Below are 24,216 nucleotides of genomic sequence, written 5' to 3'. Positions count from 1 at the left end.
AGGTTTGAGGAAAGGAGCAGGAAGTAGTATGAATAATTTAAAAAGATTTACGGAGGCACAGCAGCGGGATTATGCACAGGCTCTCAGAGAAATCCAGAACGGCAGGAAAGAAAGTCATTGGATATGGTATATTTTTCCGCAGTTGAAAGGTTTGGGACGAAGCTATACTTCAGATTTTTATGGCATAGTGGACTTGGATGAGGCAAAGGCATTTTTGCAGGATCCATATCTGGGAAAGCATTTACAGAAAATTTCAGAAGCATTATTAAATCTGGACAATGACAATGCAACTCAGATCATGGGAAGACCGGATGACATGAAACTGAAATCTTCCATGACCTTATTTGCCTGTGCAGACCCGGAAAATGCTGTTTTTGAGAAAGTACTGGAAAAATTTTATAATGGACATAAAGATGGGCGGACATTAAAAATGCTTTCGAAAGAAAATGGGTAATACGAAAATGCAGTGGATGAACTGAAATGGAGTAAGCGCTTACGAAATGGATTTATTCTCTATAGAAAATACAGGAATAAAAACCAGCCCCATGAATCAAAATTTTCATGATTCACAGGGCTGATTTTTATTTTACAGAAAAAGTCTATTTCTTCCGTCTGCACAGCCAGAAGCATCCGAATGCAGGAATCTGCACTCCTTTGGCTTCGAGTTCGCGGCCGGAGATCAGGTCAGTGTACATACCGTCGTCTTCGTTGATCCATGCAACCTTGTCAAATTCACTGAAGTTATAGATACCGATGAATTTCTCATCATCGTTTTCACGCACGAGAGCAAGGATAGAATCATCCCAGGTATCAATAGTGCGGATCGGTACCTCACTGTTGAATACGCTGTGTTCCATACGGAGATGTTCCAGCTTGTCAAGTACAGGGAAGAGTTTGCCCTGAACAGTTTCCGGACGATTACGGTTCTCGGCGAGATCCCATCGGAAGTTTCCTCTGTGGAGGTAACGGGAATCAGCTGCCTTGTCAGGATCATCTTTGTAGGAATAGTCGTTGAGCTGTCCGATTTCATCACCACTGTAGATGACCGGAATACCGGACTGTGAAAGCATGAATGCATGCAGTGTGATGTCATAACGGATCGCACGGTCAACACCTTCTTCATTTCCTTCAAATCCGAAACGTTCAATACCGCAGAGAGAAGCAGTAGTACCGCAGAGTCTTGCATCACCAAGACGCGGGTCATCATTGTACAGCTCGCCTCTTGCAAAAGAATCCGGATATTTTCCTGTAAGGAAATCGTTCAGATATTTCTTGTGAGGAACTTCCTGGATTCCGAAGTTCTCAAGGTAATCATAATCCAGACCCCAGCCGATATCATCGTGGCAGCGGAGATAGTTCTGGAACACATAATCTCTCGGAAGTCCGGCAACAATATCAAGCTGACGGCGGAGCAGAGAAATATCTCTGGTTGCAACGGTGTGCCAGGTGCTTGCCATAGTAGTTACATTGTAAAGCAGGTGGCATTCCGGTTTATCTACAGTTCCGAAGTATGGAACGACTTTTTCAGGAGCCATGACAACTTCCCCAAGGAGCAGTACGCCCGGGCAGACAATCTCGCAGATCATACGCATCATACGAACGATGGTGTGAACTTGTGGCAGGTTACGGCAGTTGGTTCCAAGCTGTTTCCAGATGTACGGCACAGCATCAAGACGGACGATATCAACACCCTGGTTTGCAAGGTAAAGCATGTTAAAGATCATCTCATTGAGAACGATCGGGTTTCTGTAGTTCAGATCCCACTGGTATGGATAGAAAGTGGTCATGACATGTTTATGGATATCATCCAGCCATGTGAAGTTTCCAGGTGCAGTAGTCGGGAATACCTGTGGGCAGGTCTGCTCGTACAGAGACGGAATATCATAGCTGTCAAAGAAGAAGTAGCGGTCCTGATATTCTCTTTCACCGGCGCGTGCACGTTTTGCCCATTCATGATCCTCAGAAGTGTGGTTCATAACAAAGTCCAGGCAGACACTGATTCCACGTTTGTGGCATTCGGAAGTCAGATGTGCAAAATCATCCATGTTTCCGAGCTCTTCCTGTACCTTACGGAAGTCAGCAACTGCATATCCGCCATCGCTGCGTCCTTTAGGGGACTCAAGAAGAGGCATAAGATGGAGATAATTTACATTGCATTCCTGTACATAATCCAGCTTCTTTTCCAGATTGGAGAGCGTACCTGCAAAAGCATTGACATACATCATCATTCCGGTAAGATCATTGCGCTTGTACCATTTCGGGTCCTTTGCACGGCGGATATCGGATTCTTTGAGGTCATTGCTTCTCATATCATAAAATTTCTTGAGTACAGTAAGCAGGTCATTGAGATGCATGGTAACATACGGATTGTCCTGATACAGTTCACAGTAGAGCCATTTCAGCTCGTCAAGATGTCTGGAAAGACGCTCGCAGTAGATCGCATCGTCATCTCTTGCAGGAATCTTGGCAGCCGCTTCTTTGGCAGGAACTTTAGGAGCTTCTGTCTTGGAAGTTTCTACTTTAGCAGTGTCCTCTTTGTGGGACTCAATTTTGACGGATTCTGTTTTGGCAGTTTCCACTTTCACAGGTTCTGTCTTGGTGGTCTCAACTTTGACTGGTTCAACTTTCTTGGTTTCGACCTTAACCGGCTCAGTCTTGGTAGTTTCGACTTTGACGGCCTCAACCTTTTTGGTTTCGACCTTAACCGGCTCAGTCTTAGTAGTCTCGACTTTTGCTGGTTCAACTTTTTTGGTTTCGACCTTAACCGGCTCCACTTTCTTAGTTTCCACTTTCGCCGTTTCAGCCTCTACTTTTACAGCTTCTTTCACAGGTGCTGTACTTTTGGAAGCAGCAGTCTTGGTTGCTTCACGTTTTTTCTGAAGGCGTTTTTTTGCCATGATTTATTTCCTCCCTGTTTGTTTTTTCTTATATTATAAAGCCCGAATCATAAAATCACAGTTTTATAAATTCCGGCTTACGGTCTTTAAAGACAGTATAATATGTAAAACCGCAGTCGGCAAGAATATCTGCCGCTTTATCAAATGCATAGGCGATCTTGTCCGGACCATGTGCATCGGCACCGATCGTGATGATCTCCCCACCAAGCTGTCGGTAGCGTCGGATGACTGCACGGCAGGGGTTCGGCTCGCCAAGCCCGTAATGGAACCCTCCGGTGTTCAGCTCGATTCCGCAGCCCTTGGAAATGATCGTCCGCAGGATCTCATCAAGAATGTCCTGATAGCGTCCGTAAGAGTATTCGCGGTTCTGGTTGGGACCATATCGTACCACATAGTCGATATGCCCGTAAACATCCATTTCCGAAAATACAGCCAGATTCTCAAGAATGGACTCAAAATATTCCATATAACATTCCGATTCCTTACGCCCCTTGAAGAATTCCCTGTAATAAGGATCCTGACCATGGACGACATGAGAAGAGCCGATCACGAAATCAAAAGGAACCGATTCCAGAAGTTCCTTAAAAGAATGTTCCAGATGCGGCTGAAGCCCAAGCTCGATCCCGAAACGGACATCCAGTTTCGACTGATACTTGTCCCGAAGCATGAAAAGGTTTTCCTGATAGGCAGACAGATCCAGTTCAAAAGTTTCATTATCCGGAGTCGGCGGGTAATCCGGGTCAAGATGCTCGGTAAAGCATACACCATGAAGTCCCCGTCGGATCGCGTCCTGGATCATATCTTCCATAGGAGTGTCAGAATCTGCAGAAAAAGAAGAGTGCATATGACAGTCCCATAAGATTTGATTTGACATTTTTCTGTCCTCCTTTACATGAACTGCACCTATTATAGCATGAGAAAATGCTTCGTGCTACGCTTTCATTTCTATTTTACACATTTTTTATCATGTTTTTTTTAAAATGCACTTGAATTTTTGTACGAGATTCGATACAATATGCAATAGGTTGACGTTTCTTTAACAAACGCCATAATCAACCATTTAATTCATAGGAGGAATTTATCATGGCAGTAAAAGTTGCAATTAATGGATTTGGCCGTATCGGTCGTCTGGCTTTCCGTCAGATGTTTGGAGCAGAAGGATTTGAAATCGTTGCTATCAACGACCTTACATCCCCGAAAATGCTGGCTCACTTATTAAAATATGACTCAACACAGGGAAGATACGCTCTGGCTGACAAAGTAGAAGCAGGAGAAGATTCCATCACAGTTGACGGAAAAGAAATCAAAATCTATGCAAAAGCTAACGCTGCAGAACTTCCGTGGGGAGAAATCGGTGTAGACGTAGTTCTCGAGTGCACAGGTTTCTATACCTCCAAAGACAAAGCTCAGGCTCATATCGATGCAGGTGCTAAACACGTTGTTATTTCCGCTCCGGCTGGAAACGACCTTAAGACAATCGTTTACAATGTAAACCACGAAGGTCTTACAAACGAAGATAAGATCATCTCCGCAGCATCCTGTACAACAAACTGCCTTGCACCAATGGCTAAGGCTCTTAACGATCTTGCACCGATCAAATCTGGTATCATGTGCACAATCCACGCTTACACAGGCGATCAGATGACACTTGATGGACCGCAGAGAAAAGGCGATCTGAGAAGATCCCGTGCAGCTGCAGTTAACATCGTTCCGAACAGCACAGGTGCTGCTAAAGCAATCGGTCTGGTTATCCCAGAACTGAACGGCAAACTGATCGGATCCGCTCAGCGTGTACCAACCCCAACAGGTTCTACAACAATCCTTACAGCAGTAGTTGAAGGAAACGTAACAAAAGAGCAGATCAACGCAGCTATGAAAGCAGCTTCTAATGAATCCTTCGGATACAACGAAGATGAGATCGTATCCAGCGATATCGTTGGTATGAGATTTGGTTCTCTGTTCGATGCTACTCAGACAATGGTTCTGCCACTTGAGAACGGCACAACAGAAGTACAGGTTGTTTCATGGTATGACAACGAAAACTCCTACACAAGCCAGATGGTTCGTACAATCAAACACTTCGGCAAACTTCTGAACGCTTAATCAAGTCCATAAGTTAGAGTGTGGAGCAGGTTATTGCATTGAGCAATAGCACAAATAGACTCAGTCAGGGTCCGGTCTGATTTGGACCGGACCCATTTTTTATGAATTTGGAGGAATATTAGCATGGGATTAAACAAGAAATCCGTTGATGATATCAATGTAAAAGGCCAGAAAGTTCTGGTAAGATGTGACTTTAACGTACCTCTGCAGGACGGCAAAATTACAGATGAGAATCGTCTTGTAGCAGCTCTTCCTACAATCAAGAAGCTGATCGCAGATGGCGGAAAGATCATTCTTTGTTCACACCTTGGCAAACCGAAGGGAGAGCCGAAACCGGAATTATCTCTTGCACCTGTTGCAAAACGTCTTACAGAGCTTCTCGGACAGGAAGTTAAATTCGTTCCGAGCCCGGTTGTTGTTGATGATACTGTCAGAGCAGCTGTAGATGCAATGAAAGACGGAGAAGTTATCCTTCTTGAAAACACACGTTATCGTGCAGAAGAAACCAAAAACGGTGATGAGTTCAGCAAAGATCTGGCTTCTCTTTGCGATGTATTCGTAAACGACGCATTTGGTACAGCCCACAGAGCACACTGCTCCAACGTTGGTGTTACCAAATATGTGGATACAGCAGTAGTTGGATATCTGATGGAGAAAGAAATTGCATTCCTCGGAAATGCTGTTGAAAATCCGGAGAGACCATTCGTAGCTATCCTTGGTGGAGCTAAAGTTTCCAGCAAGATCTCTGTTATCAACAACCTTCTTGACAAAGTTGATACTCTGATCATCGGTGGCGGTATGTCTTACACATTCTCCAAAGCACTTGGCGGACACATTGGTAATTCCCTTTGCGAGGATGATTACCTTCAGTATGCATTAGACATGCTCAAGAAAGCAGAAGAAAAAGGTGTTAAACTTCTTCTTCCAGTTGACAACAGAATCGGAGATGATTTCTCCAACGATTGCAACATTCAGGTTGTAGACCGTGGATGCATCCCGGATGGCTGGGAAGGAATGGACATCGGACCGAAGACAGAGCAGCTTTTCTGCGACGCTGTTAAGGATGCCAAGACTGTTGTTTGGAACGGACCGATGGGCTGCTTCGAAATGCCGAACTTTGCTCATGGTACAGAAGCAGTTGCCAAAGCACTTGCTGACACTGAAGCTACAACTATCATCGGTGGTGGAGACTCTGCAGCAGCAGTTAACATCCTTGGTTATGGCGACAAGATGACCCACATCTCTACAGGTGGTGGAGCATCCCTGGAATTCCTCGAAGGAAAGGAACTGCCAGGTGTAGCAGCAGCAAACGACAAGTAAAAAGCTTAGTGATTGACAAGCCGTAGGCGCAGGCAGAACTTAGCGTTTACTTGGTTCGCCGCTCTTAATGAACGCAAGTCGCAGACGCAGTGTGAATTTAGAGCCAGGCGAACAATGGCTGGTCAAATTACAATATAAAGGGAGATAATAAAAATGGCAAGAAAGAAAATCATCGCTGGAAACTGGAAAATGAACATGACTCCAAGTGAAGCAGTTAAATTAGTAGAAACTCTGAAACCACTCGTACAGAACGACGAAGTTGACGTAGTATTCGGTGTTCCGGCTATCGACATCGTTCCTGTTGTAGAAGCTTGCAAAGGAACAAACATTGCTGTAGCAGCAGAGAACATGTACTTCGAAGAAAAAGGTGCATACACAGGCGAGATCGCTCCGGCTATGCTGGTAGACGCTGGTGTTAAATATGTTATCCTTGGACATTCCGAGAGAAGAGACTACTTCGGAGAAACAAGCGAAGACGTTAACAAGAAAGTCCTCAAAGCATTTGAGCACGGCATCACACCGATCATGTGCTGTGGAGAATCCCTTGAGCAGAGAGAGCAGGGAATCACTATGGACTGGATCCGTCAGCAGGTTAAAGTTGGCCTTCAGAACGTAACAGCAGAGCAGGCTAAAACTATGGTTATCGCTTACGAGCCAATCTGGGCTATCGGAACAGGCAAAACTGCTACAAGCGAGCAGGCTCAGGAAATCTGCAAAGGTATCCGTGAGTGCGTAGCTGAGATCTACGATACAGATACAGCAGAAGCTATCCGTATCCAGTACGGCGGATCTGTAAATGCAGGAAATGCAGCAGAACTGTTTGCTATGGCTGACATCGACGGAGGTCTTGTTGGTGGAGCATCCCTCAAACCAGACTTCGGAAAGATCGTTTGCTACAAATAATAAAACGATAATTAATAAAGCCAGATACTTTGGACCAGTCAGGTGTAAAGTATCTGGCTTTTTGTATTTTTCATACACGTACAAATGTCCGCGCTTGACAAAAGCCATTTTATGCCATACTATAAAAACCGAGTGGTAGAATACACCCTGAAATAAAATAAACAGGGACGAGGAGAAAGGAGCCATTTTCCAATGGAGAAAAAAGTGATTCGAGCAGCCCTTCTGGGTCTTGGTACAGTAGGTACAGGTGTTTACAAAGTAATAAAAAATCAGAAAGAAGAAATGATCCCGAAACTTGGAAGCGAAATAGAGATCAGCAAGATCCTGGTGCGCAATCTTGAGAAAGCAGCAGCCAAGGTAGATGATCCGAAGATCCTGACAAACAATTGGGATGATATCGTAAATGATCCGGAGATCGATGTGGTGATCGAGCTGATCGGCGGCATCGAGCCGGCAAAAACTTACATTTTATCAGCTCTGAATGCAGGAAAACACGTAGTTTCCGCGAACAAAGACCTGATTGCTGTTCACGGTAAGGAGCTTCTTGATGCAGCAGAGGCACATCATGTGGACTTCCTCTTTGAAGCAGCAGTTGCAGGTGGAATTCCGATCATCCGTCCGCTCAAAGAATGTCTGGCAGGCAATCACATGGCAGAAGTTATGGGTATTGTCAACGGAACAACCAACTTTATCCTGACCAAAATGACACAGGAAGGAATGGAATTCAAGGATGCACTGGCTCTTGCGACAGAGCTTGGATACGCAGAGGCAGATCCGACCGCAGATATCGAGGGACTCGACGCAGGACGTAAAGTGGCGATCCTTGCTTCCGTAGCATTCAATTCCAGAGTCGTTTTTGACGACGTATACATCGAAGGAATCACCAAGATCACAGCCAAAGACATCAAATACGCCAAAGAAATGGGCTGTGACATAAAACTCCTCGGAGTAGCAAAGAATACAGAAGAAGGGATTGAGGCATATGTCTGCCCGATGCTGATCCCAAGCAATCATCCGCTTGCAACAGTCAACGATTCTTATAATGCCGTTTTTGTAAACGGAGATGCAGTTGAGAATGCAATGTTCTACGGACGTGGTGCCGGCGAACTTCCGACAGCAAGTGCTGTTGTCGGAGATGTTTTTGAGATTGCAAGAAACATCAAAGCAGACTGCTGTGGACGTATCGGATGTACCTGCTACAAGGAAATCCCGGTAAAGAAAATGGCAGACACCCACAATCGTTATTTCATGCGGCTGATCGTAGAGGACCGTTGCGGTGTGCTGGCTGAGATGACCGCTGTGTTTGCAAAATACGGAGTCAGTGTTGCACAGATCATCCAGAAGGCAGCCCGTGCAGAGGAAAGTGCAGAGGTTGTTGTGATCACTGCCCAGGTTCGTGAGGGAGATTTCCGTACAGCAATGGAAGAATTAAGCGGCAGAAGCTCCGTGCGCAAGATCAGCAGCATGCTTCGCGTTTACGGGGAATAAGATTCAGATAAACGTATGTGATTGGAAATAAATATAAGGAGAGTGCGGCATATGGGAAATATCATGGACTATATCGAGTGGAGAGGCGATCTTCCCTTTACACAGTCAGAATTTAATGACGTAGACAATCTGATCTTGGCATGTTTTTCCTATGTCAATCTGGATGGGATCCCGGAAGCAGCCAGCCAGAATGGAATAGAACTCAAAGCGCTCACAGAGAAATTTCTTCAGCTTCATACTGAGAAAGAACTCAAAGAAGACAAATCTTTTATCCGCTTTGCACCGTTTATGATGCTTGAAATGGCAAAGACCGAACGCTTCGGACAGTGTGTGATCCGTAATTATGTGAATGAGATCGTGGCGGAGGAAGCGCAGCAGTTTTCGGCGGTGGAAATTTGTCTGAGTGATGGAACTTCTTATATATCTTTCCGCGGGACCGATGATACGATCGTCGGCTGGAAAGAAGATTTTAATCTGAGTACGGGCGTTGTTCCGGCGCAGGAGAGGGCAGTGGAATATTTAAGAAGGATTGCCGGCAGTTTACAGGAAATGGTCCGCGTCGGCGGCCACTCCAAAGGTGGAAATCTTGCTGTTTACGGTGCCGTGATGTGCAAAGAGCTCCATCCGTGGATCCTTCAGGTTTACTCAAATGACGGACCGGGATTTTCCAGAGAATTTCTGGAACTTCCTGAAACAGAAGCACTTCTTCCAAAAGTCACCAGGATCATTCCAGAATATTCGATCATCGGAACACTTCTGGAGCATTCCAAAGAACCGGTTCTTGTTGCAAGTTCCAACAAGGGGCTGCTGCAGCACGACGGTTTTTCCTGGGAAGTCAGTGGAAATCATTTCGCCAGCAAAGAACAGTTGAGCAGTAGGGCAGAAACTTTTGTCAGTATTCTGCACAAGTGGATCGACGGCATGGATGTAGAACAGAAAAAAGTCCTGATCGAAGATCTTTTTTCCACGATCGAAGCGTCTGGCTCTGAGAATTTAAGTGAGATCCAGGCAGGTGGTCTCAAGAGCTTCACTGCCATGCTAAAACGGATTGAAAGTTTTGCCCCGGAATCAAGAGAAATGGTGCAGGAACTTTTTCTCGCATTGTTCGGCGGATGGCTGGAGCAGCTGAAACTTCCTGACATGGAAAAAATCCCATTTTTACCGCAGAGCTTTTCCGATAAAATCCTTGAAAAATTCTAAATTTTTGGTACTATATAATAGAAAGAAACACCTACACACATTCTGCAAAATGCAGAGAAACTATATACAATAAAGGAGAACATTATGAGCAAAAAACCAACCGTTTTAATGATCCTGGATGGTTATGGACTGAATGACAAACATGAGGGAAATGCGATCTACGAAGCAAAAACTCCTGTTATGGATAAATTAATGGCAGAATATCCATTTGTTAAGGGAAATGCCAGCGGACTTGCAGTAGGTCTGCCGGATGGACAGATGGGTAATTCTGAGGTAGGTCATATGAATATGGGTGCAGGCCGCATCGTATATCAGGAACTTACCAGAATCACCAAAGAAATCAACGACGGCGACTTCTTCAAGAACGAAGCACTTCTCGCAGCAATGAAGAACGCGAAGGAAAACGATTCTGCTGTACATTTTATGGGACTTCTTTCTGATGGTGGTGTACACAGCCACAATACTCATCTCTACGCACTGCTTGAGATGGCCAAGAGAGAGGGACTGAGCAAAGTTTATGTACACTGCTTCCTCGACGGACGTGACACACCGCCGGCATCCGGTAAGGAATTCATAGAGCAGCTTGAAGCTAAGATGAAAGAAATCGGTGTTGGACAGATCGGTGTTGTTTCCGGACGTTACTACGCAATGGACAGAGATAACCGCTGGGATCGTGTAGAACTTGCATACAAAGCACTGACAGAGGGCGAGGGTGTCAAGGGTACAGACGCAGCTGCAGCAGTTCAGGCTTCTTACGACAACGACAAGACAGACGAATTCGTACTTCCGACAGTTATTGAGAAGGACGGACAGCCGGTTGCCAAGATTCAGGACAAAGACTCCGTAGTATTCTTCAACTTCCGTCCTGACCGTGCACGTGAGATCACCAGAGCATTCTGCGATGACGAATTCAAGGGATTTGAGAGAACTAAGAAACTGGATCTTACCTATGTATGTTTCACAGATTATGATGAGACGATCCAGAACAAGCTGGTTGCATTCCACAAAGTTCAGCTTAAGAATACATTTGGCGAATATCTTGCAGCTCATGATATGACACAGGTTCGTATCGCTGAGACAGAGAAATACGCACACGTTACTTTCTTCTTCAACGGTGGTGTTGAGGAGCCGAACAAAGGCGAGGACAGAATCCTTGTAAAATCCCCGAAAGTTGCTACTTATGACCTCCAGCCGGAAATGAGCGCACCGGAAGTTTGTGACAAACTGGTAGATGCGATCAAATCTGACAAATACGATGTGATCATCATCAACTTCGCAAACCCTGACATGGTAGGACATACCGGTGTTCAGGCAGCAGCAGTTAAGGCAATCGAGACTGTTGACGGATGCGTTGGAAGAGCAGTAGAAGCCCTCAAGGAAGTAGACGGACAGATGTTCATCTGTGCAGACCATGGAAATGCAGAGCAGCTCATCGACTATGAGACAGGCGAGCCATGGACCGCACATACAACCAATCCGGTTCCGTTCATCCTTGTAAATGCAGATCCGAAATACACTCTGAGAGAGAACGGATGCCTGGCAGACATCATTCCTACACTGATCCAGTTAATGGGAATGGAACAGCCGGCAGACATGACAGGAGAAAGCCTTCTGATCGAGAAATAAATAATAAATTTTCTAAAAACGCTCCCGCATATCAAATGGTATGCAGGAGCATTTTTTTGCACAAAAAACAAGGGGGGGGGAGAGAAAATTCACAAAATTTGGACGTATTTAAGAAAAACGTTGCCTTTTCTGAATATTTTCTATATACTAAAAATATGTAAAAAAGAATGCGGTATATCGAAATACCGACATAAAAAAGGGAGGAAGGCGAATGAGACCTAAAGGAAAACGAATGCTGGCATGGCTGCTGGCGACGACGGTGACGCTTAGTGGCAATTCATTTACGGTACTGGCAGATGAACTGGATTTTACAGATGTACAGGAAGTACATGAGGAAGAAACTACGGAAGAACAGGCTGCTCAGGATGAGAATGCAACAGCCGAAATACAGATTCAGGATGATTTTCAGTCAGAGGAGATCGAAGAACCTGTAGTGGAAGAAGCGGAAGAACCACAGATCGAGGAAACAGAAGAATCAGAAATCACGGCAGAAGAAGTGGATGAAGAGATTCAGGAGGAACCATTATTTTCCGCAGGTGAAGAAGAAAATAATCAGGATCCAGAAGAATATAAAATCTGGTTTGAGAACCTCAGAGATGACGAATACTCTACGTATTTCTTTGACAATGAAAACGGGGAACTTCGATTAAACACAGAGAATCTGAATGGAAAAAATGCCTCTATTTCATGGGAGGTGGGAAGCAGAACAAATGATCCGGGCGGACTTGGAAATGATGAGTTTACCACAGATACAGGTCTTTCGGAAGAGATGATTTTCTGGTCAGAAAATGCGGAGAACAACAGTGTTCTTGAAATTGATGGAGCGAAATTACAGGAAGCCATCAGATGGCTCAGCGACAACAAAGGAGACGAGTACTGGTTTGAAGTACGTGCGTATGTGAATACAGAAGGTAATGACGAACCGGTATATCAGGAACAGGCAGGGCTTTATTCGAGAGAGCATGTAGAAGATTATCACCTTCCAGATGATGAGGTGCTTCTGACAGACTGGAATTACTGGGTAGGTCGATACAACTACAGCTGTTATGTAGAAAATGAGGAGTATCTGAACGGCGGTGATATTGCACTGGAATTAACAGATGTATCTGTTGTAAATGCACCCGAAGAAGAGGATGAAACACCAGTCTGCGAAATTGAGCTGGCGGATGAAGATGGCTGGAATATTCGGGCAAAGAGATTCGGAACGGCAATAGTAACACTTACTTATAAGGATATTTCCGGCGAAGAACAGCAGCACAGTTTCAGAATTTATGTAGACGGACATAAATTTACTCTGGAACCACAGTGGCCGGCATCCGGCAATAATATGCTGAAAAACAGTGAGATGACAATTTCGTTCGTCCTGCATCACGACTGGAAAAACAGCGATGAAGACCAGGGATCGGAAGATATGACTGGATGGACTCTGGAGCTTGATCCGGATGAGGGTGGATACGCATATGACACAAATCTTCTGGATGTTGAGGTTCATGGAGAAGAACATACGATTACGATCAGATCAAAAGACAATACATGGGGAACTGGTATTGCCCTCAGAGCACTGCATCCGTCAGAGGATGAGTCAGAAGAACCGACATACAGTTATGTCAATATCCCTGTTCAAGTCTGCGAAGAGTATGATGTACTCTATCCAGAAAGCATAGAGAATATTCAAGCAGGAGATGTTCTGGATTTTAATACCTGTGATCTGAAAGTAGAACGCATCAAAGAAAATCAAGAGTCTTATATCAGAGACGATGTAACATATGATTTTGAATACGACACAAATCAGTGGACAGATGAAGCGGCAGACGGACAGCTTCCGATTCTGAGAAGAAAAACAGCAGATGGTACCTGGGTAAATGTGATTGCCAGAGATGGAGATGGCAATGAAATTGGCCGCCGCGAATACTGGTTTGATGATCTTGATTATTCGATCTGGTTTGAAAATCTGAGAGAGGGGGACTATTCCACCTATTTCTTCAGCGATGAAAATGGTGAACTCAAATTAAACACGGAGAACCTGAATGACAGAGACACCTACATTTCATGGGAAGTAGGCTATAGAACAGATGACCAGAATGGCGGGGACGATAAGTTTACCTCAGATATGGAATTACCGGAAGAGATGATTTTCTGGTCAGAAACGGAAGATAACAGTATACTTGAAATCAATGGACAAAAACTCTGGAATGCAAACAGGTGGCTTGATGAAAATGTAGGAAATAATTTCTGGTTTGAAGTACGTGCATCTGTAAAAGTCGGAGAGGAAAACGTATATATGACTCAGGCGGGTATTAATCCGAGAGAGACACGTGAGGATTATTACTTGCCAGAAGATGAAGTGATCCTGATGGACGATGATTACTGGATAAACAGAAATTATGATGGATGGGTACAGAATCAGGAAAATCCTGACGGAAGAAATTTCGATTTTGCTGTAGCAGATGTGACTGTTTCCAATGCTGAGGACGAAGAGGATGAAACACCAGTCTGCGAAGTTGAGTATCAGGATGAAAACGGATGGAACATTCAGGCAAAGAGATTCGGAACAGCGGTAGTAACACTCACGTATGATAATCTTTCCGGTGAAGAACAGCAGCATAGTTTTAATCTTTATGTGAACAGTGACAGATTTATTCTGGAACCACAGTGGCCGACAGATGGCAGCTGCATGCTGAAAAACAGCGAGATGAAACTTTCCTTTGTTCTGACGCATGACTGGAGACACAGTGACGAAGACCAGGGTTCAGAGGAAGTTAAGGACTGGAAACTGGAATTTGCACCAGACGAGAACGGATATGCGTATGAGACAAACCTGCTGAAAAGCGTGGAGATCAACGGACATGAACTTACGATTAAATCAGGAGAAGAAACATGGGGAACCGATATTCTCCTGAAAGCGATGATTCCTTCAGAAAATGAAACCTGGGAAGATGTAGCATACAATAACCCGCATATCGAAGTCTGCGAAGAGTATGATGTACTTTATCCTGAAAGTATAGAGAATATTAATGTAAATGAAACGCTGGATCTGACTCAGTGTGGAATCAAAGTAGAACACATCAAAGAAAATGAAGAACCTTATGTCAGAGACGATGTGACTTTTGATTTCGAATATGACACAAACCATTGGACAAACGAAGCTTCCGAAGATCAGTTCCCGATTCTGAGAAGAAATACAACAGATGGTACACGGGTAAATGTAATTGCCAGAGACGAAGATGGAAATGAAATCGGCCGCCGTGAATACTGGTTTGACGGACTGGATTATTCTGTTTGGTTTGAGAATATGAGACAGGGTGAGGATTCTACATATTTCTTTGATGGCGAAACCGGTGAACTTCAGTTAAATACAGAAAGCCTCAAAGACAAAAAGAATGTCTCCGTCGAATGGGAAGTTGGATACCGGACAGACGTGGATGAAAATGAAAACGACCAGTTCACTCTGGTACCGACCAGTCAGAAGTTCTGGTCCGAGAAAAAAGGTGACGACAGCGTACTTGTAATTAATGGAACAAAACTCTGCAAAGCTGATAAATGGCTGGAGGAGAATGACAGAAGCGAATACTGGTTTGAAGTACGGGCGCACATAAAAATAAACGGAACAGAAGTATTTACATGCCAGTCTGGTCTTTACGGCAAAGAAAATGTTGAAGAATATTATATTAATTTTGGAGCAACACTGGAAACTGTTCCTGGCGAAAACGTATGGCTGAATCAGAACCTGAACTGCTACGTCGAAAATCCGGAGCATCCATATGGAGAACTGCTTCAGGCAAAGATAACAAAAGTCAAAACCTTAAATAAACAAATTTATAGCATTGCCTACCTCAAAAACGGATGGCGCATGAAAGCAGAAAAACCGGGAGAGACAAAAATCGAAGTTACCTATACAGATATCCATGGAAACCAGCAAAAAGGATTTTTCAATATTTCTGTAACAGATGTCTTTTACTGGTGCAACTGTATACCGGAAAACAACAGTGATTCTATTCTTGCAAATGAGGAAAAACGGTATGACCTTTCCGTATATCGCAGAGATGCGAAACATTTGGATGGCGAAAAAGTTGACAGTTCAGAGTATGAATTTGAATTAATAGAGGATTCCTATGACGAAAATGCTGTTGAATATGTAAATATCGAAGGCAATACACTGACGATCAAAGCCAAAGATGTTCAGGATCAGGAGATCTTTGTTGGATTAAGAGTAGTTTCAAAAGAAAGAGATGAGGAAGATAATCCGCTGTGGAGTGTAGAAACACAGATTTATGCTCAGGCAGTGAAGGAGTATTCAGCACAGATCCGACTGAAAGAGATCATTGATACGAATCCAAACGTTGGAGAAACAATTGATTTAAATGAACATCATCCTGGTATTTTCAAGTACAACGATGAAACGCAGGAATGGGAAGAAATACAGGATGACGAGAATGTCAGAATTCGTCTGGAATACGACGAAACAGTATGGGAGGCAGTGAATGAAGAAGCAATTCCGACACTGCGTCGTATAGCTCAGGGACAGAGTGATCTCCACCTGATTGCCGAAGAACGGCACATTGACAGATATGGAAATGAAGTGTGGGAAAAAATTGCCGAAGAAAACTGCTATTTCCCTACAGTATATGACAAAGATGCAGAATGCAGTCATATCTGGGAAACTGTGACAGACAGCAATGCAACCTGCGGCAAAGCAGGAAAACGCCATCAGGAATGTACCGCATGCCAGGCAAAGAAAACTCTTTCAGATATTCCGGCGACAGGCAAGCATAAATGGGGCAAATACACTGTAACCAAGAAAGCAACCGTATTTGCACAGGGACAGGAAACGAGAACCTGCAGTGTCTGCAAAAAGAAAGAAACCAGAAAAACAGCGAAATTAAAAGCTGCATTGAATCTTTCAGCATATGCATTCCCGCTTCAGAGAGGAAAAACAGTAACCATAAAATCATCCGGTCTCAAAAACGGAGATTACGTGAAACTGGTAAGTTCAGCAAAAAGTTCTGTTTTAAAAGCTGTAAAACTCAAAAACGGTAATATCCGGCTGACAGCTCAGAGAAGCACAAGCAAAAAGGCAGTAGCTGTAAAAGTACTGGTCAAAACCGCCGGCGGTGCAAGCAGAACTATAACAGTTACCGTCCAGAGCAACCAGGTAACAACAAAGAAGATTACCGGCATTGCCAGAAGTCTTAGCGTAAAACGGGGAAAAACCATTACGTTAAAACCTGCTCGTTATCCGTTTACCAGCCAGGAAAAAATAACCTATACAAGTTCCAATAAGAAAATCGCGACAGTAGATGCAAATGGGAGAGTAAAAGGAATAAAAACAGGAAGTGCCGTGATCACGGTAAAATCCGGAAAAGCAGTATACAAAACTACGGTAAAAGTTACAAAGTAATTTAACCAAAGCGCGGGATGCAGAAATGTATCCCGCGTTTTTTGCGGGAATAGAAAGTATAAGCAAGGATACAATAAATAAAAGATTTTTTGTTATACTGAGAAATAACATAATATAACACCTGTGCAGAAATTTGGCATTTCATAAAAAAAGATGCAATTTAAGGTGCAAAAAGGCAGAAGTATGTTATAATAGAAGCGTTACAGAAAAATGGCAGCAATGAGGAATTCATCCATTTTGCTGATTGCAGGGGAGTATAGAATGAACAACGAAGAAAATAAGGGAACTTTGCCGGAGGATGATGTAGGCAGACCAGATGAGACTACAGATATCGAAGACAGAATCAATGCGACATTGGATAAAATTCTGGATGATGACGAGGATGAGTTTGACGATATACAGGTTGATTACGAGGATCCGGAAGATGAAGAACCAGATAATGAAGCTCCGGACGAGGAAAATCGTGAGATAAGGGAAACTGAGGACGACTACGAGAAGACAAAAGTATGGACTGATTCTTCGGAAGAAGCAGATGAAGAGGAATCAGAAGAAGTGATGGAAGAAGAACCGGAACAAGAGGAAGAAGTTCCGGCAGTTCGAAGCAGACACAAGTCAGCACGTCCCGGTCCGGTAATTTATGTTCCAATGGATGAGCTGGATCAGAATTCAGATGTTCCACCAGGAACCAGAGCCAAGAAGAAAACTCACAAAGGCCTGAAAATCTTTGGTCTGGTGATGCTGATGATAATAGTTCTGGGTGGATGTGCCTACGGCGGAATCAGTTATTATTTTACAGATCGTTTCTTTGAGGGAACCTGGATCAATGGAGTTGACTGTTCGCAGAAGACAGCATATGAAGTAGAGCAGCTTATGGCAGAAAAACTCAGTGAATACTCCATTGAAGTTTCTTCCAGAAATATAGCTGCGCAGACGATCAGAGGCGAGGACATTGATTACCAGTATATGTCTACTGGCGAAATCCTTCAGCTTCTTAAGAAACAGAAACCATATGAATGGATCAGGGGTCTCTACGAACAGAAAAGCTACACCGTATCCGAGAATGTCGGCTATAATAAGACACTTCTTCAGGAACAGCTCAAATCTCTGAATTGTGCACAGGCCGAGAATCAGGTAGAACCGGAGAATGCCTATGTGGCATTTCGGGATAATCAGTTTGTGATCGTACCGGAAACAGAGGGAAGCAAACTGAACATCAAAGAAGCATACAAACTTCTTGATGCGGCAGTGGAAGCTAATGAAGCAAGTATAGATTTCAGTGATAACCAGGATGCTTACGTATCCGCAGAAGTGACCCAGGATGATCCGGCACTTCAGTCAGCACTGGAAGCATGCAACAACTATACGAAGGCAAGCATTACTTATACATTTGGTGACCAGAGTACGACACTGGATGGTAATACGATTAAGGACTGGATGCAGTTTGATGAGAAAGGTCAGCTGGTATGGGATGACAATTCTTTCCAGCAGCACGTGGCAGATTATGTTGCACAGCTTGCAGCAACTTATGATACTGTTGGTACAGAGAGAGAGTTTCAGGCAACAAGCGGAAGAACAGTGTATGTATCCAGTTCCGTCTATGGATGGAAGATCGATCAGGCGGCAGAAACTGCTCAGCTGAGTCAGGAGATTCAGTCAGGAACACAGACAACGCGGGAACCTGTTTATTCTCAGACAGCGAATGCTTATGGTGTGAATGACCTGGGTAATACTTATATTGAAGTGGATCTCAGTGAACAGCATATGTACTATTATCAGGACGGTGTGAATATTTTTGAATCAGATTTTGTGTCCGGTAATATGAGTTATGCTGACCGTCAGACACATGCCGGTATCTTCACCTTATATTATAAGAAGAGTCCGGATGTACTGAGAGGCGGACAGAAGGGAACTGCAAATTATTATGAACAGCCGGTACAATACTGGATGCCGTTTGACGGAGGTATTGGTTTCCATGATGCAGACTGGAGAGACGAATTTGGCGGTGATATTTATCTGACAAGTGGATCCCATGGATGCATAAATCTTCCACCGGAAAATGCAGAGGTACTGTATGATCTGATTCAGTATGACGTTCCGATCGTATGCTTTTACTAAAGAATTACAGGAGAGAAAATAATGGGAAAATCATTTGATTTTTTGCTTACGGCAGCAGCACTGATCGCAGGAATCCTGCTTCTGACAGGACACGGAGATTTTTTACTCAAAGGAGGAAATGCAGAACTCCGCAAAGCGAAATACGATGAAGCCAAGATGACCAAGGGTTCCGGCGTGGCACTGATTTTGATCGGTATTCTGACAGGAATTGACTCCTATACAGAGGGAATAGCATCAGAAATCATTTATGTGATTCTGTTACTGCTCGTTATGGTAGGACTTGGACTTTACCTCAAATACAAATGCAAAAAGAAATAAAAATAATCAAAACAGGAGCGTGGAAACGATTTCGAAGTTTCCACGCTCCTGTTACTTTTCAGGATATTTTTTAACAAAAAAGATCGACGAGATCCATTGGCTTACGGATGATCTCATCCGGTTCCGGTACATCTCCGAATCCATAGGAAGCAAAGACAAACGGAACGCCAGCCTTGCGGCAGGAAAGGAAATCTCCCATAGTGTCACCGACATAAACCGGGGATTTCATATCATAAGTTCTGGCGATGAGGGAGATGTTGGAACCCTTATCGAGATTGTTATCACCATTGCACAGATGACCTTTGAAATATTTGCCGAAGCCGGTGGCTTCAAGAAATACTTCAATATAGCCGGCCTCACAGTTGCTCACGATATACAGCGGGTATTTCTCAGCTAAAAGCTGGAGGGCTTTCTCCAGATCTTCGTACAGAGGGGCGCATTCCTTAAGAAGTGCTTCATGCTCTGCGTTACAGCATCGGTCGATCAGACGGAGCTGTTCTTCTCTGGAGGCATCTGGAAAAATCTGCTTTGCAATATCCGGAAGCGGCTGTCCGAACATAGAAGCAATGATCTCAGCCGTCAGAGGAAGTTCGATCTGTTCAACATTGCGGAGATAGTTTTCCCAGGCTTTCGCCACGATTCCGGTGGAATTCCACAAAGTTCCATCTACATCAAAAATAATACTGTCCATAATATAGTCCTTTCAGGAAAAAATGAGATTTATCATACTGGTAAAATTGCCTTAATTCATATTCTATATGGTAAAATAAAAAAAATCAACTGTCTTTTAGCGGGATTTATGGTATACTGAGGGTACTGTTTACTGATACTGATAATAATAAGACAAAAAAACAAGACAGGACTAGAAGAATGCTGAATGACATTGTAAAGCCACTGACAGAGTGGTACAGGCAGAATAAGCGCAGCCTTCCATGGAGAGACCGGCACAATGCCTATTATACCTGGGTGTCGGAGATCATGCTGCAGCAGACGAGAGTGGAGGCAGTGAAGCCATATTTTCGCAGGTTCACAGAAGAACTTCCGGATCCGGCGGCACTTGCAGAGTGCCCGGAGGAGAAGCTTCTCAAACTGTGGGAGGGACTTGGGTATTACAACCGCGTCCGGAATATGCAGATTGCGGCACAGACGGTTGTGGAGGAATATGATGGTGTGCTTCCGGCATCTTACGAGAAACTTCTTTCCCTTAAGGGAATCGGAAGCTATACAGCAGGAGCAATTGCATCGATCGCTTATGATATACCGGTTCCGGCAGTAGATGGAAATGTACTTCGCGTGATCACCAGGATTATAGAGGATGATGGTGATATCATGAAGCAGTCTGTAAAGAAACGGATAGAAAATAAGCTTCAGGAGATCATGCCAGGGGAGTACCCCGGAGATTTCAATCAGGCACTGATGGAACTCGGCGCAGTTGTCTGTGTGCCAAATGGCGAACCCAAATGCGATGTCTGTCCGGTGGCTTTTTGCTGCGGGGCAAGAGCTCATGGAACGATCGACAGATTTCCCGTCAAAGCACAGAAGAAAGACAGGAAGCTGGAAGATCGGACCGTTCTTGTGATCCAGGATGGAGAAAAGACAGCAATCCGCAGGCGTCCATCGAGAGGACTTCTTGCGGGATTATATGAGTTTCCGAATCTTAAGGGACATCTCTCTGAAGAGGAAGTACTGGAGAGCGTCAAAGCCATGGATCTGGAACCGCTTCGTATAGAAGCACTTCCGGAAGCAAAGCATATTTTTTCACATATTGAATGGAGGATGACTGCCTACAGGGTCCGTGTTTCCTCACTGGAAGAAATCCGTCAGAATGATCTGCTTTTTGTCGGTAAAAGGCAGTCCGACGATCAATATGCGATCCCATCAGCATTCAGCGCGTACACAAAATATATCAGGGAATAACACACACAGGAGGAATAATACCGATGAAAATTTTAAGTATTGCAATTCCATGTTATAATTCAGAAGCATATATGGAGAAGTGCATTGATTCCCTTCTTGTAGGAGGCGAAGATGTGGAGATCCTTGTCGTAAATGACGGATCATCCGACCGCACAGCAGAGATTGCAGATGCTTATGCAAAGAAATATCCGACGATCGTCAAGGCAATCCACCAGGAAAACGGCGGTCACGGCGAAGCAGTCAACGCAGGAATCAGAAATGCAAGCGGACTTTATTTTAAAGTCGTGGACAGCGACGACTGGGTAAATGCAGAAGCGTATGAGCAGATCCTCAAGACTCTGGAAGAACTTATCCGCGGACCAAAGACGGTTGATCTTCTGATCAGCAATTTCGTATATGAGAAACAGGGCGTAGCAAGGAAAAAGGTCATGCAGTACAGACACTGTCTCCCGGTAAACGAAATCTTTGAGTGGGACAAGGTGCGTATGCCTAAGGGAAAATATCTCCTCATGCATTCCATGATCTACCGTACTGAACTGCTCCACGAATGTGGTCTGGAGCTTCCGAAGCATACGTTTTATGTAGACAACCTGTTTGCATTTGAGCCGCTTCCATATGTTCAGAACATGTATTATCTGGATGTGAATTTTTATCGTTACTTTATTGGCCGTGATGATCAGTCTGTAAATGAGAGGGTTATGATCAAGAGGATCGACCAGCAGATCAGAGTCAACAAACTGATGGCAGATGCTTTCCACAGATGTCAGTTCAGTAACAAGCACCTGAAGAAATATATGCTCAGTTACCTGGATATCATCACAACAGTTTCTTCCATCATGCTGGTACGCGCCGGCACACAGGAAGCACTCGATAAGAAAAAAGAACTCATGGAATACATCCGTGAGCTGGACCGCTGGCTGTACCATAAACTTCGCTACAGTGTCCTCGGACGTGCAGCAAATCTTCCAGGCAGAGCCGGCAGAAAGATGTTCGTGGCAGCTTATAAAGTATGCCAGAAATTCTATGGATTCAACTAAAGAAATAATATAAGAAACGAAAGGCTTTCAGCAGGGATACGATAATTCCTGTCGAAAGCCTTTAATAGTTTCTGTTTACGGAAGAATGATCTTCACCGGTTCTTTCTCGATAGAAACGGAAAAAGTCTCCTGAATGCCGGCGGATTCTCCGTCTTTATGTACCGCAAGTGGGACAGTACTGAATACTTCGACCTTTTTGCAGCGGAAGATATGGATTCCGGTGAACTGTGTATGCTTGCCCCAGAATGCAGTCGGAAGACAGAAGAGAACCTTAAGCTTGCTCAGTCCGTCGACAACGATTACATCAAGATATCCGTCAGAAGGGCTGGCATCAGGGCAGAATTTGAAGCCGCCGCCCTCGTATTTCTGGTTCATCACTGCCGCGAAATATACCTTGTGGAATGGGTAGATACGTTCTTCATCCATCCGGAGTGTCACAGGAACAGGCTTCAGGAACAGAAGCTGTTTCAGCGCGACAAAGAGATAAACAAGTTTCCCCAGGCCCACACGGTTAAGTATTTTTTTCATAGGGGTGACGCTTACTTCGTGGCATACTGCAGCGTCAAACCCGATACCGCAGCTGATCGCGAAATGACTTTTGCGTCCCTTGATGGAGATGACCGGGACATCCATGGATGCGATGTGTTTTCTTTTGAGGATGCAGTCCAGTGCCTCGTGCGGGTCCTGTGGGAGCTGCATGCTGCGGCAGAAATCATTCCCGGATCCTGTCGGGATATAACCAAAATAAATACAGGACAGATCCTTAACACCGGAAAGAACCTCCTGGATCGTACCGTCACCGCCGACTGCGATCAGATAAACAGGATGTTCCGGTGATGCTTTTGCTGTGACGGAAGCCGCCAGTTTGACCGCATGACCGCGGTATCCGGTAAAGACAGCCTTGTAAGAAATATGTTTCTGTCGAAGAGTCCTGCGAAGTTCCTTCCATATAAGAGCACCTTTCCCTGAGCGGGAATTAGGATTTACGATAAAATAATACATAATATCCTCCAAAACGATTCTTTTTTTATGATAACATTGTTTTCTGTAATTTACAATCAGGACTTGCCTTTACAAAGATTTAACAGTCAAAAGACTAAAGATTTTACGAAGCGTGCGTATACTTGGCTTAAATTGAAAAATGAGAGAGGTAAAAATAAATGATCTACTTGGTAGAAGATGATGAAAGTATCCGCGAGCTTGTGGTATATACACTAAAAAGTCAGGGATTGGATGCAAAAGGATTCGAACGCCCATCCCTTTTCTGGAAGGAACTGGAGAAACAGGTTCCGTCCTTGATCCTTCTGGATGTGATGCTTCCGGAGGAGGACGGAATCTCCATTCTTAAGAAACTCAGGACAAGACCGGACACCAGGAAACTTCCGATCATCATGCTGACAGCAAAGGGAAGCGAATATGATGTCGTGATGGGATTGGACAGCGGTGCAGATGACTATATTCCGAAGCCGTTCCGGATGATGGAACTCATCTCCAGGATCAAGGCAGCACTTCGAAGAGCAGAGGACAAAGGCGCAGAAGAATACCGGCTTGAGAACCTTTATGTATGCCCGGTCCGCCATGTAGTGACTGTTGACCAGGAGCCGGTTACCCTGACACTTAAGGAATATGAGATGCTGTGCCTGCTGCTTAAGAACAGCGGAATGGTCCTTTCCAGAACACAGCTTCTGAACCAGATCTGGGGTTATGAATTTGATGGAGAAAGCAGAACAGTGGATGTACATATCCGTACGCTGCGGCAGAAACTTGGCAGTGCCGGAGATCTGATCGAAACAGTACGGGGCGTCGGTTACAAGATAGGAAGATGAAAATCTTCCTTTTTTGTTGGTCAAAATGCAATTCTATGATATACTCATTTTCAGAGAAAACTTCTGAG

At 44.3% G+C, this 24,216-nt stretch carries 17 protein-coding genes; 13 read left to right on the top strand and 4 right to left on the bottom strand.

Annotated features, from left to right (window positions below; genetic code table 11):
* Positions 1-28 precede the first annotated feature (28 nt).
* Positions 29-454 (top strand): DUF1810 domain-containing protein, encoded by a 426-nt coding sequence (locus DWX28_RS03990; protein ID WP_118251913.1) that lies wholly within the window; start codon positions 29-31, stop codon positions 452-454.
* Positions 455-599: 145 nt separating this feature from the next.
* Here DWX28_RS03990 and DWX28_RS03985 read toward each other — a convergent pair whose 3' ends face one another.
* A complete protein-coding gene (locus DWX28_RS03985) occupies positions 600-2,897 on the bottom strand; it encodes an alpha-amylase family glycosyl hydrolase (protein WP_199611796.1) in 2,298 nt (765 codons plus the stop codon).
* Between the two features lie 55 nt (positions 2,898-2,952).
* On the bottom strand, positions 2,953-3,771 hold the full coding sequence (locus DWX28_RS03980) for a histidinol-phosphatase HisJ family protein (RefSeq protein WP_173905207.1): 819 nt from the start codon (positions 3,769-3,771) through the stop codon (positions 2,953-2,955).
* A gap of 209 nt (positions 3,772-3,980) precedes the next feature.
* Here DWX28_RS03980 and gap point away from each other — a divergent pair, with 209 nt between their 5' ends.
* The 9 genes from gap to DWX28_RS03935 all read left to right on the top strand — a co-directional run bounded on the left by gap (position 3,981) and on the right by DWX28_RS03935 (position 19,368).
* Positions 3,981-5,000, top strand: coding sequence for a type I glyceraldehyde-3-phosphate dehydrogenase (gene gap, locus DWX28_RS03975; protein WP_015541145.1), 1,020 nt, complete (start codon positions 3,981-3,983; stop codon positions 4,998-5,000).
* A gap of 123 nt (positions 5,001-5,123) precedes the next feature.
* Positions 5,124-6,320 carry a phosphoglycerate kinase gene (locus tag DWX28_RS03970; RefSeq protein WP_118251912.1) on the top strand — a complete coding sequence of 399 codons (1,197 nt, stop codon included), beginning with the start codon at positions 5,124-5,126 and terminating at the stop codon, positions 6,318-6,320.
* Between the two features lie 153 nt (positions 6,321-6,473).
* On the top strand, positions 6,474-7,223 hold the full coding sequence (gene tpiA, locus DWX28_RS03965) for a triose-phosphate isomerase (RefSeq protein WP_022213724.1): 750 nt from the start codon (positions 6,474-6,476) through the stop codon (positions 7,221-7,223).
* 192 nt (positions 7,224-7,415) lie between these two features.
* On the top strand, positions 7,416-8,711 hold the full coding sequence (locus DWX28_RS03960) for a homoserine dehydrogenase (RefSeq protein WP_022213725.1): 1,296 nt from the start codon (positions 7,416-7,418) through the stop codon (positions 8,709-8,711).
* Positions 8,712-8,762: 51 nt separating this feature from the next.
* Positions 8,763-9,911: a DUF2974 domain-containing protein gene (locus DWX28_RS03955; protein WP_118251911.1), complete on the top strand. Its 1,149-nt coding sequence runs from the start codon at positions 8,763-8,765 to the stop codon at positions 9,909-9,911.
* Between the two features lie 84 nt (positions 9,912-9,995).
* The gene (gene gpmI, locus DWX28_RS03950) at positions 9,996-11,537 is read left to right on the top strand and encodes a 2,3-bisphosphoglycerate-independent phosphoglycerate mutase (RefSeq protein ID WP_118251910.1); all 1,542 of its coding nucleotides are present in this window, start codon (positions 9,996-9,998) and stop codon (positions 11,535-11,537) included.
* 211 nt (positions 11,538-11,748) lie between these two features.
* Positions 11,749-16,935, top strand: coding sequence for an Ig-like domain-containing protein (locus tag DWX28_RS19805; protein WP_243002324.1), 5,187 nt, complete (start codon positions 11,749-11,751; stop codon positions 16,933-16,935).
* 261 nt (positions 16,936-17,196) lie between these two features.
* The gene (locus tag DWX28_RS03940) at positions 17,197-19,050 is read left to right on the top strand and encodes a L,D-transpeptidase family protein (RefSeq protein WP_118251909.1); all 1,854 of its coding nucleotides are present in this window, start codon (positions 17,197-17,199) and stop codon (positions 19,048-19,050) included.
* A 21-nt stretch (positions 19,051-19,071) separates the two neighbouring features.
* Entirely contained in the window at positions 19,072-19,368 is a 297-nt protein-coding gene (locus DWX28_RS03935) for a DUF3784 domain-containing protein (protein ID WP_022213683.1), read from the top strand.
* A gap of 70 nt (positions 19,369-19,438) precedes the next feature.
* Here DWX28_RS03935 and DWX28_RS03930 read toward each other — a convergent pair whose 3' ends face one another.
* On the bottom strand, positions 19,439-20,059 hold the full coding sequence (locus tag DWX28_RS03930) for an HAD family hydrolase (protein ID WP_022213682.1): 621 nt from the start codon (positions 20,057-20,059) through the stop codon (positions 19,439-19,441).
* 179 nt (positions 20,060-20,238) lie between these two features.
* Between DWX28_RS03930 and mutY the strand changes: the two genes are divergently transcribed.
* Positions 20,239-21,285 carry an A/G-specific adenine glycosylase gene (mutY, locus tag DWX28_RS03925; RefSeq protein WP_118251908.1) on the top strand — a complete coding sequence of 349 codons (1,047 nt, stop codon included), beginning with the start codon at positions 20,239-20,241 and terminating at the stop codon, positions 21,283-21,285.
* 23 nt (positions 21,286-21,308) lie between these two features.
* Positions 21,309-22,322: a glycosyltransferase family 2 protein gene (locus tag DWX28_RS03920; protein ID WP_118251907.1), complete on the top strand. Its 1,014-nt coding sequence runs from the start codon at positions 21,309-21,311 to the stop codon at positions 22,320-22,322.
* A gap of 75 nt (positions 22,323-22,397) precedes the next feature.
* On the opposite strand, the gene DWX28_RS03915 is transcribed toward DWX28_RS03920, so the two are convergent.
* A complete protein-coding gene (locus tag DWX28_RS03915; RefSeq protein WP_118251906.1) occupies positions 22,398-23,324 on the bottom strand; it encodes a diacylglycerol/lipid kinase family protein in 927 nt (308 codons plus the stop codon).
* 158 nt (positions 23,325-23,482) lie between these two features.
* Here DWX28_RS03915 and DWX28_RS03910 point away from each other — a divergent pair, with 158 nt between their 5' ends.
* The gene (locus DWX28_RS03910; protein WP_022213678.1) at positions 23,483-24,148 is read left to right on the top strand and encodes a response regulator transcription factor; all 666 of its coding nucleotides are present in this window, start codon (positions 23,483-23,485) and stop codon (positions 24,146-24,148) included.
* The last annotated feature ends 68 nt before the right edge of the window (positions 24,149-24,216 follow it).

This window comes from Blautia sp. AF19-10LB (assembly GCF_003461245.1).
Classification (GTDB): Bacteria; Bacillota; Clostridia; order Lachnospirales; family Lachnospiraceae; genus Blautia_A; species Blautia_A intestinihominis.
The sequence above is the reverse complement of the archived record's forward strand: the minus strand, read 5'-3'. Positions and strand labels throughout refer to the sequence as shown.